The organism is Capnocytophaga canimorsus (genome assembly GCF_002302565.1).
Taxonomy (GTDB): Bacteria; Bacteroidota; Bacteroidia; order Flavobacteriales; family Flavobacteriaceae; genus Capnocytophaga; species Capnocytophaga canimorsus.
On record NZ_CP022382.1, the window covers coordinates 369,472 to 384,437 of the forward strand.

13 protein-coding genes and 2 pseudogenes are annotated in these 14,966 nt (G+C 35.5%); 8 read left to right on the top strand and 7 right to left on the bottom strand.

Annotation, left to right across the window (positions count from 1 at the left end):
- Positions 1–30: 30 nt before the first annotated feature.
- The 5 genes and pseudogenes from CGC47_RS01675 (at position 31) to CGC47_RS01695 (ending at position 4,911) form a co-directional block, all read left to right on the top strand.
- On the top strand, positions 31–678 hold the full coding sequence (locus CGC47_RS01675; protein WP_041999293.1) for an endonuclease III domain-containing protein: 648 nt from the start codon (positions 31–33) through the stop codon (positions 676–678).
- Positions 678–1,754, top strand: a complete 1,077-nt coding sequence (locus tag CGC47_RS01680) for an ABC transporter permease (RefSeq protein WP_041999271.1) — start codon at positions 678–680, stop codon at positions 1,752–1,754. The genes CGC47_RS01675 and CGC47_RS01680 overlap by 1 nt, the downstream gene beginning before the upstream one ends.
- A 14-nt stretch (positions 1,755–1,768) precedes the next feature.
- Positions 1,769–2,965: an aspartate aminotransferase family protein gene (locus CGC47_RS01685; RefSeq protein WP_041999268.1), complete on the top strand. Its 1,197-nt coding sequence runs from the start codon at positions 1,769–1,771 to the stop codon at positions 2,963–2,965.
- Between the two features lie 111 nt (positions 2,966–3,076).
- Complete coding sequence (locus CGC47_RS01690) at positions 3,077–4,018, top strand: glycosyltransferase family 2 protein (RefSeq protein ID WP_041913838.1); 942 nt, start codon at positions 3,077–3,079, stop codon at positions 4,016–4,018.
- A 193-nt stretch (positions 4,019–4,211) separates the two neighbouring features.
- Positions 4,212–4,911: pseudogene (locus tag CGC47_RS01695) on the top strand (IS1 family transposase).
- A gap of 355 nt (positions 4,912–5,266) precedes the next feature.
- Here CGC47_RS01695 and CGC47_RS01705 read toward each other — a convergent pair.
- Positions 5,267–5,506 (bottom strand): hypothetical protein, encoded by a 240-nt coding sequence (locus CGC47_RS01705; RefSeq protein ID WP_123873908.1) that lies wholly within the window; start codon positions 5,504–5,506, stop codon positions 5,267–5,269.
- 188 nt (positions 5,507–5,694) lie between these two features.
- On the opposite strand from CGC47_RS01705, the pseudogene CGC47_RS01710 reads away from it, so the two are divergent.
- Together CGC47_RS01710 and CGC47_RS01715 are read left to right on the top strand one after the other, a co-directional pair.
- Positions 5,695–6,394 (top strand): annotated as a pseudogene (locus CGC47_RS01710) (IS1 family transposase).
- A 172-nt stretch (positions 6,395–6,566) separates the two neighbouring features.
- Complete coding sequence (locus tag CGC47_RS01715) at positions 6,567–7,313, top strand: porin family protein (protein ID WP_041999262.1); 747 nt, start codon at positions 6,567–6,569, stop codon at positions 7,311–7,313.
- Here the strand turns inward: CGC47_RS01715 and CGC47_RS01720 are convergent.
- The 6 genes from CGC47_RS01720 to CGC47_RS01745 all read right to left on the bottom strand — a co-directional run bounded on the left by CGC47_RS01720 (position 7,310) and on the right by CGC47_RS01745 (position 13,730).
- Entirely contained in the window at positions 7,310–7,822 is a 513-nt protein-coding gene (locus tag CGC47_RS01720; RefSeq protein WP_041999259.1) for a hypothetical protein, read from the bottom strand. The genes CGC47_RS01715 and CGC47_RS01720 overlap by 4 nt on opposite strands.
- 98 nt (positions 7,823–7,920) lie before the next feature.
- Positions 7,921–9,540, bottom strand: coding sequence for a CTP synthase (locus tag CGC47_RS01725; RefSeq protein WP_013997254.1), 1,620 nt, complete (start codon positions 9,538–9,540; stop codon positions 7,921–7,923).
- 191 nt (positions 9,541–9,731) lie between these two features.
- On the bottom strand, positions 9,732–11,387 hold the full coding sequence (locus tag CGC47_RS01730; RefSeq protein WP_013997255.1) for a ribonucleoside-diphosphate reductase subunit alpha: 1,656 nt from the start codon (positions 11,385–11,387) through the stop codon (positions 9,732–9,734).
- A gap of 67 nt (positions 11,388–11,454) precedes the next feature.
- Entirely contained in the window at positions 11,455–12,414 is a 960-nt protein-coding gene (locus CGC47_RS01735; protein ID WP_013997256.1) for a ribonucleotide-diphosphate reductase subunit beta, read from the bottom strand.
- Positions 12,415–12,675: 261 nt separating this feature from the next.
- A complete protein-coding gene (locus CGC47_RS01740) occupies positions 12,676–13,383 on the bottom strand; it encodes an LrgB family protein (RefSeq protein ID WP_095899908.1) in 708 nt (235 codons plus the stop codon).
- Positions 13,383–13,730: a CidA/LrgA family protein gene (locus CGC47_RS01745; protein WP_095899909.1), complete on the bottom strand. Its 348-nt coding sequence runs from the start codon at positions 13,728–13,730 to the stop codon at positions 13,383–13,385. Before CGC47_RS01745 ends, CGC47_RS01740 begins: the two co-directional genes overlap by 1 nt.
- Positions 13,731–13,993: 263 nt before the next feature.
- Between CGC47_RS01745 and CGC47_RS01750 the strand changes: the two genes are divergently transcribed.
- Positions 13,994–14,929, top strand: a complete 936-nt coding sequence (locus CGC47_RS01750) for a hypothetical protein (protein WP_041999253.1) — start codon at positions 13,994–13,996, stop codon at positions 14,927–14,929.
- The last annotated feature ends 37 nt before the right edge of the window (positions 14,930–14,966 follow it).

Here is a 14,966-nt window from a genome sequence, read left to right on the forward strand (position 1 = left end):
ATTTATTTTGCAGACAAAATTACAAAAGAAATGACAAAATCGGAAAAAGTCAAATTCATTCAGCAAACATTAGATGAGCTTTATCCGCAAATTCCTATTCCACTGGATCATAAAGACCCTTATACGCTACTGATTGCCGTACTTTTATCGGCTCAAAGCACTGACGTTCGTGTAAATCAAATCACACCTTTGCTTTTTGCTAAAGCCGACAATCCGTACGATATGATAAAACTCTCGATAGAGGAAATCCGTGAGATTATTAAACCCGTAGGGCTTTCGCCTATGAAATCAAAAGGAATTTATGAGCTTTCTCATATTTTGATTGAAAAACACCAAGGGCAAGTTCCGCAAAGCTTTGAAGATTTGGAAGCCTTACCTGCCGTAGGGCATAAAACAGCAAGTGTGGTTATGAGTCAAGCCTTTGGAGTTCCTGCCTTCCCCGTGGATACACATATTCATCGGCTAATGTACCGATGGGGGCTTTCCAGCGGAAAAAATGTTACACAAACTGAAAAGGACGCTAAAAAACTTTTCCCTGAAAAAAATTGGAATAAACTGCACCTACAACTGATTTGGTACGGACGCCAATTCAGCCCAGCACGAGGCTGGAATATTGATAAAGACATCATTACCAAAACCGTAGGAAGAAAAACCATTTTAAAGCAATTCGAAAAGTAATGGTACAATACGCTTTAAAAAAGAGCTTTCAAATGTTATTGACCCTCTTCGGGGTAGTTTCCGTTGTTTTTTTTCTTTTCAACATAATGCCAGGCGACCCCGCACGGATGATGCTTGATCAGAATGAAAATAGTCAGCAACTATTACAAATCAAAAAGAAATACGGTTTTGACCAATCCCTGCCTGTGCAATATTGGCTTTACCTGAACGACTTATCGCCTATATCATTACATAGTAAACAAGGTTCAGACTATACTTATTTTGAAAATAAATATACTGGATACCCTCTATTTTCAGCAGGAAAATATGAGGTTGCTTTGAAATTACCTTACTTGAGAGAATCTTTCCAAAAAAATGGTAAAAAAGTAACTGATATTATTGCAGAAACGCTTCCTAACACCTTTATTTTGGCTTTGGTTTCCATCCTTTTGGCTACTTTTTTAGGAATTTTGCTGGGTATCATTTCTGCTTTAAATAAAGATACTTTTATTGATAAAACAATTCAATTGGTAAGTACCTTTGCAATGAGTTTGCCTTCTTTTTTTAGTGCCATTATTTTGGCTTGGCTTTTTGGTTTTTTATGGCATAACTTCACAGGGCTTTCTATGACAGGAAATTTGTTCGAATGGGACGATTATGGTATAGCTTACCAATTGAAAATCAAAAATATGATACTTCCAGCTTTGGCTTTAGGCATACGCCCCTTAGCCGTTGTGGTGCAATTAATGCGTAATTCCTTATTGGAGGTGCTTAGTTCTGATTATATCCGTACTGCCTACGCCAAAGGGCTTTCCACCCAACAAGTGATTTTGAGGCACGCCTTACGAAATGCTCTAAATCCAGTAATTACCGCATTATCAGGATGGTTTGCGGGTATGTTGGCGGGTGCCGTTTTTGTAGAGTATGTTTTTGGTTGGAACGGATTGGGCAAACAAATTGTTGATGCTATAAACACCTTAGACTTGCCTGTAATTATGGGAAGTGTTTTGGTCATTTCAACCTGTTTTATTATCATAAATATATTGGTAGATATTACCTATTCTTGGTTAGACCCCAGAATACGCAACGAAAAATAAAATCAAACAGAAATATGAGTCAAAAAGAAGAATTTTTAAAATATCAGGCACAGACCTCACCTACTCCAATGCTATTAGAGGTTTCTCACGCTCAAGGAAGCTACATTTATACCACTGACGGCAAAAAATATCTGGATTTCGTGGCCGGAGTTTCAGCTTGTACTTTAGGGCATTGCCACCCTAAGGTAGTTGATGCTATTCAAAGACAAGTTTCACGATATATGCACGTGATGGTTTATGGAGAATATGTTCAAAAACCAGCGGTTGATTTCTGTAAGCTACTTGCCGAGCAGTTACCTGAAAGCCTCAATACCACCTATTTAGTAAATTCAGGAACCGAAGCCATCGAAGGAGCTGTAAAACTGGCAAAACGAGCTACAGGGCGTTCGCAACTTATTGCCGCCAAAAATGCTTATCACGGTAATACACAGGGATCTATGAGCTTGATGGGATATGAAGAACGTAAACAACCTTTTCGCCCACTACTACCCGATGTTGATTTTATTGAATTTAATAATGAAGAAGATCTCAATAAAATTACCCAGCGCACTGCTGGAGTAGTTTTGGAGAGTATTCAAGGAGGTGCTGGATTTATAGAACCCAAAAACGACTATCTCAAAAAGGTCAAACAACGATGTGAAGCTGTTGGTGCACTGCTTATTATCGATGAAATACAACCTGGATTTGGGCGTACTGGAAAACTTTTTGGATTTCAAAATTACGATATTGTACCCGACATTATTGCCATCGGGAAAGGTATGGCAAGTGGAATGCCTGTGGGAGCTTTCGTCGCATCGGCAGATTTAATGAGGTTACTATCAAACCATCCGAAATTAGGGCACATTACTACCTTTGGTGGACATCCTGTTATTGCAGCAGCTTCACTGGCAACTTTAAAAGAGCTTATCTCCACCGATTTAATGGCTCAAACCTTGGAAAAAGAAAAACTTTTCAGAAAATATTTGAAACATCCGCTTATTGAAGCTATCAATGGAAAAGGACTGATGCTTGCCATCATTGTAAAATCTGCTGAAATCGCCAATCACGTGGTACTCCGTTGCCAAGACAAAGGGCTCATTGTCTATTGGTTACTTTTTGAAACTCGTGCGGTACGACTATCCCCTCCACTAACTTTGACCGAAACGGAAATCAAAAAGGGGTGCGAAATCATCATTGAGGCTCTTAACGAATGGGAAGCTTCTGATCAATAAACCTTAAAAAGGGAAATTTTCGGAATTTACTGAAATTTCCCTTTTAAAAATATTGTATATTTGCGCTAATTATAGAGGATTTTAAATCCAATTTTTAAGCTATTTTTAATGATGCAAATATCAGTAATTATCCCTTTATTGAATGAAAGAGAATCACTTAACGAACTTCATCGTTGGATTGCAGAGGTGATGCGTAAAAATGCCTTTTCTTATGAAATTATTTTTATAGACGATGGAAGTACAGATGGTTCTTGGAATGAAATAAAAAGAATAGCCGCTGAAGATAATCAAGTTAAGGGAATTCGTTTTTTAAAAAATTACGGAAAATCTCAAGCCTTGAATATTGGATTCAAAAAAGCAAAAGGTGAAGTAGTTATCACTATGGATGCTGATTTGCAGGACAATCCTGAAGAAATCCCCGAACTATACAAGATGATTACTCAACAACAAAACGATTTGGTTTCGGGTTGGAAAAAGAAACGTTATGATTCTGTTATTTCCAAAAATATTCCTTCAAAATTGTTCAATTGGGCTGCACGTAAAACTTCTGGGTTGCCACTACACGATTTTAATTGCGGACTGAAAGCCTATCGTAACGAAGTGGTAAAAAATATAGATGTTTCGGGGGAAATGCATCGATACATTCCTTTACTAGCCAAAAATGCAGGATATCAAAAAATTACCGAAAAAATAGTTAAGCATCAGGCTCGTAAATATGGACATACCAAATTTGGAGCAAGCCGATTTATCAATGGTTTTTTAGATTTAATCACTATCAGTTTTATATCAAATTTCGGCAAACGACCTATGCATTTTTTTGGTGCTTTGGGGGTATTGATGTTTTTTATCGGATTTTGTTTTGCGTTTTACCTCGGAATAGATAAACTTTTTATTCATCCGCACAACAGGCTCATTACCAGTCGTCCAGAATTCTATGTGGCTTTGGTAACGATGATTATAGGCGTACAATTTTTTATTGCTGGTTTCTTAGGTGAAATTATTCTTGGTACACGTAAAAAAGAAAAACGCTATAAAATTCGCGAGAAAATATAAAAATCCACTCGCGTTTGACTTAAAAATATATCTATACTCAGATATTAAATCTTGATTTTCAATATGATATATATTTTTGTGTTAGCTTTCAAGACAAAGACTTCGTTACGGAATATAAAAATTGGGTCGTGTTTTAAAAAGTATGATGGTATAAAAATTTGACAATCAGGGAGTAAAGTTGTATTTTTGTTGAATGCTAATAACAATTACACTCCATTGCCCCAATTGTCAATGCACAAAGGTAGTCAAAAATGGGAATAAAAAGAACAAAAAACAAAACTATCTTTGCAAAACCTGTAAACGCCAATTTATTGGTCACCATAATCTGACCTACAAAGGTTGGGCTTCGCATATCACTGCGAAAATTCTCTTGCTTTTGGCAAGAAATGTAGGTATTCGTGACATTACTGAAATTGAGAAATTTAGCATCAAAAAAGTACTTTCGGTTTTGGTAAATTTCAATCGAGAAATCAAACCTAAACAAAACAAATACAAATCGTTACAAGTTGATGAACTTTCGACTTTTGTAAAAAAAAGAAGAATAAAAAGTGGTTGATTTATGCTTATTCTGCTGAAAAAAAGGAAGTTGTAGCGTGGGTAGGAAGCAAACGAAACATAAAACAGCCCAAAAACTTCGTGAGAAATTGAAGAAATTGGGTGTTAGTTTTGATGAGATTTGTACAGATAATTGGGAAGCTTTTGCGTCTGTTTTTCAAGAATATACACATAAAATAGGTAAAAAACACACTACCGATATTGAAGGAAACAACACACTTTTGAGACATCGGATGCGCCGAGCGGTGAGGAAAACTTGTTGTTTTTCAAAAAAGTTTGAAAACCATATAAAAGCTTTTGAAATTGTGTTTTTCTACATCAATTTTGGATGGATTTGAGTATCATACCTTGTGTAACTCTACCCAAAAGTGTTATGTTCAGAAAAGACAGATGCAATATGCTTGCGTCTGTCTTTTCGTTTGGGAACATTAATCGCGAATGTTTTGATCTTTGCCATTTTTATAAAATTACTCACACATAATTTACCTTTTAAGAAAGATTGTTGGAGATTATTATCTATGTGAATTTTGCCTTTGGAGATGTATTTTACTTCATCTATTACCAAATAAATAAGTGCTTTGAATAGAATTTTTAACTTTTGTAAAAATATTCACAAATAATCTTATAGTTATCAATACAAAAAGAATTATGGGTAAATTTTTTAAGCTAAAAAATTTCATCTTTCTACTGTTTTTATTCGTTACAAAACCAACTTCTTGGGTAAATGTACGTTGGCTCTAATTTAGTAAATTCATAATAATTTCCTAAGGAATCTTTTCTGTAAAAATAGACGTACGTTGCACAAGAATCTTTTGAAATAGAATCGCCCATTTTTATATTCACGGGATCATAAGGAGTAAGAATTATTTGCTTTCCTTTTGAATATAACATTTCCGTTCCTCTTCCTCCGTCTTCTACTTGATCTATTACCAAATAATAAGCATTTTGAAAACACTGTTTAGATTTAATAAAAGTATTCACAAATAATCCTATAACTATCAATACAAAAACAATTATAGGTAGATTTTTTAGCTTGAAAAATTTCATTTTCTGGTCGTGTTTTAAGAAGTATGATGGTATAAAAATTTGACAATCACGGAATAAAGTTGTATTTTTGTTGAATGCTAATAACAATTAAACTCCACTGCCCCAATTGTCAATGCACGAAGGTAGTCAAAAATGGGAATAAAAAGAACAAAAAACAAAACTATCTTTGCAAAACCTGTAAACGCCAATTTATCGGCGATCATAATCTGACCTACAAAGGTTGGGCTTCGCATATCACTGCGAAAATTCTCTTGCTTTTGGCAAGAAATGTAGGTATTCGTGATATTGCTGAAATTGAAAAGGTTAGCATCAAAAAAGTGCTTTCGGTTTTGGTAAATTTCAATCGAGAAATCAAACCTAAACAAAACAAATACAAATCGTTACAAGTTGATGAACTTTCGACTTTTGTAAAAAAAAGAAGAATAAAAAGTGGTTGATTTATGCTTATTCTGCTGAAAAAAAGGAAGTTGTAGCGTGGGTAGGAAGCAAACGAAACATAAAACAGCCCAAAAACTTCGTGAGAAATTGAAGAAATTGGGTGTTAGTTTTGATGAGATTTGTACAGATAATTGGGAAGCTTTTGCGTCTGTTTTTCAAGAATATACACATAAAGCAGGTAAAAAAGACACTACTGATATTGAAGGAAACAACACACTTTTGAGACATCGGATACGCCGATCGGTGAGGAAAACTTGTTGTTTTTCAAAAAAGTTTAAAAACCATATAAAAGCCTTTGAAATTGTGTTTTTCTACATCAATTTTGGGTGGATTTGAGTATCATACTTTGTGTAACTCTACCAAAAATTGATTTTTAAAATAGTCTGCCAATACTTGGAATAGAGTATGTGTAAATAGTCTTGAGTTTTTGGTATGAATCAAAAAGTACAATATTTTATCAAATCATAAAAAATTGTATCTTTGGAGCCACATACCAAAAATATTTACGATGAATCAAATCATTAAACTGTCTTTTTTTATTTTGTTTTTATGGAGTTTACCTATTGTTGTTTCTGCCCAAAACGATGACGATGACGGACTTGTGCAAATTGCTCCAAAAGAGGAACTTCCTCAACAAACAAACAAAAAATATTTGGAAGATCAATTTTATTTAGGATTAACCTATGACTTGATGGCGATTGCTCCTGATGATGTAGTACAACACAGTTTATCGAGAGGGATTCTCTTTGGTTTCATTAAAGATATTCCACTGAATAAGAGTCGTACCATAGGAGTAGCCGCAGGATTGGGGTATAGTTATGACCTAATTTATAGCAATATTGTAGGAATAAGAACTCCTGAGGCTACACAATACTCCATAGTTTCATCTTTGAAGGAAACAAATTTATCCAAAAACTACTTTGAATATCAATGCATTGAAGTTCCTATAGAATTTCGTTGGAGAACCTCTACCGAAAAATCACATAAATTTTGGCGAGTTTACACAGGTATGCGCATTGGTTACGTTGTGAGTTCAGAAAATCTTTTCAAAAAAGATGACCTTAACATTTCATTTCAAAATCCAGATTTAAACAGAAAATGGCATTTTAAAGTTTTTACCGCTTTTGGATATAATGCCCTTAATTTTTTCGTTCAGTACAATTTCATTCCCTTATTTAAAGGAGTAAAAACTTCGGATAATATTTCTTTGGATACCAATATTTTACAAATGGGACTAATGTTCTACATCCTTTAGTTCGGATTAGTTTGGTAAGTGCCAAAAATAAATTCAGAGTCAATGAGTTTACTACCATCATTATTTTTAATAACTAATTCAGAAATGGTAATCAAATGGTCGTATCTAATAATTTGATTATCAGACTCATTGCGAATTGCTTTGGTTACTATTTTTACCTTTCCACCAGTAGCACTTAATTGTGAAATTACCCAAGGTGAGGCAGGTGGATAATTTGAGCAAAAATAAGCCGTATTTACCGCTTCATTAAAATTACGATAAAACAGTTTAAAATTGGTAGGAATTTCTCCTGTGTAAATTCCAGCTTCGTTTTTGATGACATCTTGTGGTAAATCTAAAATCAATGCTTGTTTTCCTGTACTTTTAAATAAAAAAGTCGCCGTAACATCATTGGTACACGAAGAAACATTCAAATTATCAAAAGATATGGTTTCTATTTCCAAATCGCCATCATCACAAGCTGACAATAAGAAAAGAGATAAAAAAACAGATAATAACACCCTTGCCATTATAAAAATCGGTTTTTAAGTTTGATTATTATTAGAATAAGTGAAATTTTAGTCGATTTTTACTTAGTAAAAATCGACTAAAATTATATGAACATAAACTATTTTTTAGTTAGTTTATGTTGTAATGCTGCCTTTACAAAAGCAATAAAGAGTGGGTGCGAATTGGCTACCGTACTTTTATACTCGGGGTGATATTGTACCCCCACAAACCACGGATGTTTATCATTTTCAATAACCTCTACCAAACCTGTATCGGGGTTTGTTCCCGTACAACGCAAACCTGCCTTTTCCAAAACCTCTTTGTACTGATTGTTAAACTCATAACGATGACGATGTCTTTCTGAAATATGCTCTTTGCCATAGGCATCAAATATCTTGCTATTCTTTTCAAGTTTGCAATCCCAAGCCCCTAAACGCATCGTCCCTCCTTTTTGGGTAACTTCTTTTTGGTCTTCCATCAAACTAATTACAGGATACTCCGTTTGAGCATTCATTTCGGTAGAATTGGCATTGTGCATACCTGCCACATTTCGAGCAAATTCGATAACTGCCATTTGCATTCCTAAGCATATTCCTAAAAAAGGAATATTATTTTTGCGAACAAATTCTATGGCTTTAATTTTACCTTCAATTCCTCTATCTCCAAATCCGGGAGCTACTAAAACACCATCCAAATGGGCTAGTTTATCTTGAATATTTTCTTCATTAAGATATTCAGAATGAATACTTTCTACCTCTACTTTTACCTCATTGGCAGCCCCAGCGTGTATAAAAGCCTCTAATATTGATTTATACGAATCTTGCAACTCTACATACTTTCCTACTAGCCCTATTTTAACACGATTTTTCGGATTTTTATGTCGTTGTAAAAAAGCATTCCACTGAGTTAAATCAGGTTCTTTTTTGTCTGAAAGATTTAATTTCTTGAGTGCCACACGGTCAAGTCCTTCTAAAAGCATCAAATTCGGAACATCATAAATGGTAGAAGCATCAATAGACTGAATCACAGCTTCACGTTTTACATTGCAGAATAAAGCCAATTTGTTACGAATATCGTCAGAAATTTCGCGCTCGGTACGACAAACCAAAATATCTGCTTTAATTCCACTCTCCATCAAGGTTTTAACACTATGTTGAGTGGGTTTTGTTTTAAGTTCAGCTGCTGCCGAAAGATAAGGTACTAAAGTTAGATGTACTACTATAGCGTTATTGTCGCCCAAATCCCACAATAGCTGTCGTACGGACTCAATATAAGGCAAAGACTCAATATCTCCAACAGTTCCACCTATCTCGGTAATAACGATGTCATAATCCCCCGATTGCCCCAATATTTGCATACGATGCTTAATTTCATTGGTAATATGCGGCACCACTTGTACGGTTTTGCCTAAAAACTCGCCTCTACGTTCCTTTTCAATGACACTTTGATACACCCTTCCAGTGGTTACATTGTTTGCCTGTGAGGTATATACATTCAAAAAGCGTTCGTAATGTCCTAAATCCAAATCGGTTTCGGCACCATCTTCAGTTACATAACACTCTCCGTGTTCGTAAGGGTTAAGCGTTCCAGGATCAACATTGATGTAAGGATCAAATTTCTGAATAGTTACCTTATAACCACGCGCTTGTAACAATTTTGCTAATGAAGCGGCAATGATTCCTTTTCCTAAAGAAGAGGTTACTCCTCCCGTTACAAAAATATACTTGGTATTAGCCATACGACGATTTCTTAAAAAGTGATTTATATCTGGCAAAAATACGATTATTATTTAAAATGAAAAGTAGTATTTACAAAGCTTTTAGGCTAAAAATGTGAAAATTTTGGTTTTATTGTTTATAAAAAACCGACTTAAATGAAAATTTAAGTCGGTAATCAATAAGAAATATAAAAAAATGGAACTATACTTTCCTAAGCCTCACAACTGTTACAACTTACAAAATTAACCATCATTTCTTTAGAAACAGATTGACTTCGTTGATAATAAAGAGTTTTAACCCCTAATTTCCAAGCCTCAATCATCACCTTATTTACATCTTTTATAGGCATAGCAGACGGAATGTTCAAATTCAAACTCTGCGCCTGATCAATATATTGCTGACGCTGAGCTGCTTGAGTTACGATTTCCATAGGTGAGATTTCCTTAAAAGTTTTGAATACGTCTTTCTCCTCTTTACTTAACCCACTCAAATGCTGAACCGAACCGTGATTAAGCATAATGCTACGCCAAATTTCCTCTGTATCAAGTCCTTTTTCTTGCAAAAGTTTCTTTAAATACTTATTTTGACGCATAAAATTCCCTTTTGCTAAACCTGCTTTGTAGTAATTACTCGCGTAAGGTTCTATTCCTGGAGAGGTTTGCCCTAAAATAGCTGAGCTTGACGTTGTGGGAGCAATTGCCATTAGGGTAGTATTTCGTCTGCCATAACCTTTCAAAAGTTCGGGTTCTCCGTAAATATGTGCCAATTCTTGTGTAGCTTTTTCGGCTTCTTCTCGGATAAATCGGTGAGCTCTTGCGTTGAATTGGGTGGCTTCAAAACTTTCAAAAGGAATCATATTTCTTTGTAAGTAAGAATGATAACCCAAAACTCCTAATCCTAAAGCACGATGACGCATCGCAAACTTACGTGCCGATTGCAAATAGTAATTTCCTTCGGTCTTTTCAATAAATTCGGAAAGTACAGCATCTAAAAAGTAAACCGCTAAACGCACTGCACGAGTATCTTTCCACTCATCAAACAGCTCCAAATTCATTGAAGACAAACAGCAAATAAACGATTCTTCTTGACTAGAGGGTAACATAATTTCCGAACATAAATTACTGGAATTTACCAATAAGTTATTATCTTTATACACCTGCGGACGATTTCGGTTTACGTTATCCGTATAGAAAATATAGGGCAATCCTTTTTGCTGACGACTTTCGAGAACTTTTGCCCAAATTTTACGTTTTTCAACATCACCCTCAATCATATCTTGCATCCAATAATCGGGAACGCAAACGCCTAAAAATAGGTTTTGAATCGGATTTCCAATATCTTTTATCTGGAGAAATTCCAAAATATCGGCGTGGTCAATATCCAAATAAGCGGCGAAAGCTCCACGTCGTACCCCTCCTTGCGACACCACATCCATTGCCGAATCAAACAATTTCATAAAACTTACCGCTCCGCTGGATTTACCATTGTCCGTAACGGCAGAACCACGCGAACGTAATTCGCCGAAATACCCCGAAGTCCCCCCTCCTATTTTAGTTTGCATAATAACCTCGCCCAGTTTATGGGTTATGCCTTCAATACTATCAGGAACGTGTACATTGAAGCACGAAATCGGTAAGCCTCGTTCAGTACCCATATTTGCCCAAATGGGAGAAGAAAAGCTAATCCAGCCCTTAACAATCATTTCTTTGAATGCAGGTTGAAGCTCAGGCTTGTATAACCTTTTTGCCGCCGCGTGGGTAATGCGGTCAATAGCTCCCTCTACAGTTTCTCCTTTAAGTAAATATCCTCTGTTGAGAATCTGTTCCGATTCTTCATTTAGCCACCATATTTGTGTTTCTTCATTCATAATTTGATGTACGTACCTTAAAAAATTATTATTTAGTTAGTGATTTTACGTTTAATAGTGATTTTGTTTAAAAAAGGTCGTTAGCAGTGATGGATTTGTCGTGCTTGGTATAATCCACTGGGCGTTTGGCAAAGAAATCGTCCAACGAATTTGAAAAAACCTCTTCTTCAAACCACATCATTGGTTTGGCTTGTTCGGCAGTAACGGCAAAAGGTCTGCCTAATCCGAGTTGCGCCAAAGAATCGTCTAAACGATAACGCATATAATTTGCCAAATCCTTTTTGGTGAAGAAGGCAATTTCTCCTTCCTCGAAAATCCAATCTAACATTTTATCTTCCAACTCCATATAGCTATGTACAAAAGTAGATGCTTCGGCTTTGGCTTTTTCTTTCATTTGCGGATTTTCTTCAAAAATCTTCTTGATGATAAAAATACCAGCATTGGCGTGTTGTTGTTCATCTACCGAAGTCCAAGCAATGATGTTGGCTACATTCTTCATATAGCCTTTAAATCGGGTAAAAGAAAGAATAGTTGCAAATTGGCTAAACAATGACGCATTTTCAATAATTAGTGTAAAGAACAAAATGCGCTCCATCGCATTTTCACGATTTTTACTTAAATATTCTTTCAAAACGGCATTACGCTCTTTGAAAATAGGCACTTCAAGTAATTTTTCGAACTCATCGTTATATCCTAATACTTCTAAAAGACGCGAGTAGGCTTCGCTATGGCGGAATTCGCATTCGGCAAAAGTAGCTCCTAAACCATTGAATTCGGGTTTAGGAAAAAGGTCATATAAATCTCCCCAGAAAGTTTTTACCGAAACTTCCACTTGAGCAATACCCAGTAAAGCACGTTTTACAGCTTCTTTTTCAAAATGCGAAAGATTGGCTTTAAAATCTTGGATATCGGCAGTAAATTCTACTTCGGAATGTACCCAAAACGATTTATTCATCGCATCTACAAACTCCATCACTTCCGGATATTCGAAAGGCTTATAATTTTCACGTTTATCAAAAATTCCCATAGCTTATTTGTTATTTACGACTGCGAATTTAAAACAAGAAAATGCGACTTCATAATAAAAGAAATTCACAGCTTGTTGATAAACTATCTAATTGCAATATTTTCAAGGGGTGATGATTTCTACGATTAAGTAGTTAAAAAATACTTATCAAAATCAAACAATTTTGTTAAAAATAATAAAAATATTTAGTCTTCAACATATTAGCCGATATCCGAATAAAGAACGAACTTATCCCCCATTTTTACTTAATGCCGAATAAAATCAACTCCACAACAAAGGAGTGAGCCAATAGAGCACGGGGGGAGCTAAAAGTGCCGTGAAGATACCGTTAAAAATAAGCCCTAAACTGGCATAAACCGCGTGTTTTTCACTAACGCCTAAGGCTGCCATCACACCCATTCCGTGTGAAGCAGTACCTAATGCAATGCCTTTGCCCATTGGACTCTTAATACGAAAAAGAACTAAGAATCGCCACCCCAAAACGCTACCTAAAATTCCAGTTATGATTACTGAAGCCGCCGTAAGAGAAGGAATTCCCCCAATGGCATTGGAAATTTCAATAGCGATAGGCGTAGTTACCGATTTTGGAGCAAGTGAAAGTACAATATCTTTGTCTGCGCCCAATCCTTTGGCAATTAAACAAACGGATAATAATCCGCTTAAACTTCCTGCAAATTGTGAAACAAGTAAAGGTACAAGCTGTTTTTGAATCTTTGAAAGTTGCAAATAAAGCGGAACCCCTAAGGCTACCACCGAAGGTTTTAACCAAAAAGCAATAAACATACCCGCCTTGTCATATTTTTCATATGAAATATTGAAAACCAACAAATATCCTATCAAAACGAGCATTGAAATAAGTATAGGACTCAGTACAGGCGATTTATATTTTTTTTGGAGCCACTGCCCTGCATAGTAAACCATAAAGGTAAGTGCCAAAAGCCACATTGGGTTTTCTAAAAATGCTCTCATTAGGGTTTCATTTTTTTTCGAAAAAATTGGTAAGTATGTCCTGTAATCAATATTACTACGAAAGTGCTAACCACTACTGCAATTGTTATCGACCAAAAATTAGCTGAAATCAAATCAAAATAAAGCATCATAGCAACACTTGGAGGAACAAAAAAAAGCCCCAAATTGGCAACCAAAAGGTCAGACATCGCCTTTACCCATTGCAGTTTTACCCAACCTTTATGCAGAAAAAAAGTAAGAAACAACATTCCTAAAATGCTCGACGAGAGCGGTAAAGTTGTTACATAAACCACCAACTCCCCTAAAGCCAAACATCCGAAAATAATGGCACAATAACGAATTAACATAGCTAAAAAATAATTCCTTTTTAATTTCGATGGGCAAAAATACCAATATCTGGTGAATTCATTCTTCTTTTTACCAAATTTTGAACCCTTACAAAGGCTATTTACGAATTATTAGGCAAAAAATTTTGAACCTCGCTTTGTAAACAAATGTTAAAGTAATTGCATTTTCAATCATTATTTGCTTAAAAAAAACACAAAGTTGAATGTATATCCCTTATTTTTATTTACATTTGTGGAGTTAGAAACACAAAAAGAAAAAAACTATGCAAAGTTCAAATGAAAATGAAGTGGTAAAACAAACTACACCTCCACTTAATGACAACAAATCAAAAGGTTCAGGAAGTAAAGCACTAATGGTACTATTGGCTTTGGCTACTGCAGGATTAGGCATTTTCTCATTTAACTTGTACAATGAGAAGAAAAAGAATTCAGAGGAGCTCAACAAACAAAAAGAACAAATGATTACCGAACTCAACGCTCTAAAATCCGATTATGATAGGGCTGTGGACGATAATGTGTCGGTAAACCAAGAATTGCGTGATGCTCGCGAAAAAATCACACTCTACATCGACTCTTTGAAAAAAACTAAAGCTGATGTTGCTGCACTTTGGAAATACCGCAATCAAGTACAAGTTTTAACCAAAGAAAGAAACAAATTATTGGCTATAAATGACTCTTTGCGTCGTTCCAATGCTTTTATTACCCAACAACGCGATAGTATTTCATTAGCACTACAAGACGTTTCCTCAATGGCAGATTCGTTGGTAGAGCAAAACAGCAAACTGGCTCAAGTACTTGAAAGCGGTGCTGAACTTCAAATTACCAGACTACAAGTTGAAGCCGTGAAAGAGCGTAGCGGTGGCAGATATGCAAATACCAATCGCGCTCGTCCTACCGATAAAATTCGTGTTTGTTTTACCGTAGCGGCAAACAAACTTGCCGAGTCAGGGAACAGACATTTCTATGTGCAACTCATCTCACCCAACGGAGTAACTATGGGCGAAAATAATACCACTTCCACCGAAGCCATTACCATAAATTACAGCACCGTATCCGATTTTCTGTATGAAAACAAATTGGTAGATGTTTGTGAATTTATTGGCAACGGAGGAGGCCGTTTTGAAAAAGGAAACTATCAAGTAAAGGTTTTCAATGATAAACTTAATTTAATAGGCGAATCCGAATTTAAACTCAAATAATTCTTAAGCAAACCCTTATAATCCTTTACCTAATAAG

Bases quoted from the DNA above. Each gene is read 5' to 3' on its own strand.
- CGC47_RS01675 (WP_041999293.1), top strand. From the start codon at position 31: ATGACAAAATCGGAAAAAGTCAAATTCATTCAGCAAACATTAGATGAG.
- CGC47_RS01680 (WP_041999271.1), top strand. From the start codon at position 678: ATGGTACAATACGCTTTAAAAAAGAGCTTTCAAATGTTATTGACCCTC.
- CGC47_RS01685 (WP_041999268.1), top strand. From the start codon at position 1,769: ATGAGTCAAAAAGAAGAATTTTTAAAATATCAGGCACAGACCTCACCT.
- CGC47_RS01690 (WP_041913838.1), top strand. From the start codon at position 3,077: ATGCAAATATCAGTAATTATCCCTTTATTGAATGAAAGAGAATCACTT.
- CGC47_RS01715 (WP_041999262.1), top strand. From the start codon at position 6,567: ATGAATCAAATCATTAAACTGTCTTTTTTTATTTTGTTTTTATGGAGT.
- CGC47_RS01720 (WP_041999259.1), bottom strand. From the start codon at position 7,822: ATGGCAAGGGTGTTATTATCTGTTTTTTTATCTCTTTTCTTATTGTCA.
- CGC47_RS01725 (WP_013997254.1), bottom strand. From the start codon at position 9,540: ATGGCTAATACCAAGTATATTTTTGTAACGGGAGGAGTAACCTCTTCT.
- CGC47_RS01730 (WP_013997255.1), bottom strand. From the start codon at position 11,387: ATGAATGAAGAAACACAAATATGGTGGCTAAATGAAGAATCGGAACAG.
- CGC47_RS01735 (WP_013997256.1), bottom strand. From the start codon at position 12,414: ATGGGAATTTTTGATAAACGTGAAAATTATAAGCCTTTCGAATATCCG.
- CGC47_RS01740 (WP_095899908.1), bottom strand. From the start codon at position 13,383: ATGAGAGCATTTTTAGAAAACCCAATGTGGCTTTTGGCACTTACCTTT.
- CGC47_RS01745 (WP_095899909.1), bottom strand. From the start codon at position 13,730: ATGTTAATTCGTTATTGTGCCATTATTTTCGGATGTTTGGCTTTAGGG.
- CGC47_RS01750 (WP_041999253.1), top strand. From the start codon at position 13,994: ATGCAAAGTTCAAATGAAAATGAAGTGGTAAAACAAACTACACCTCCA.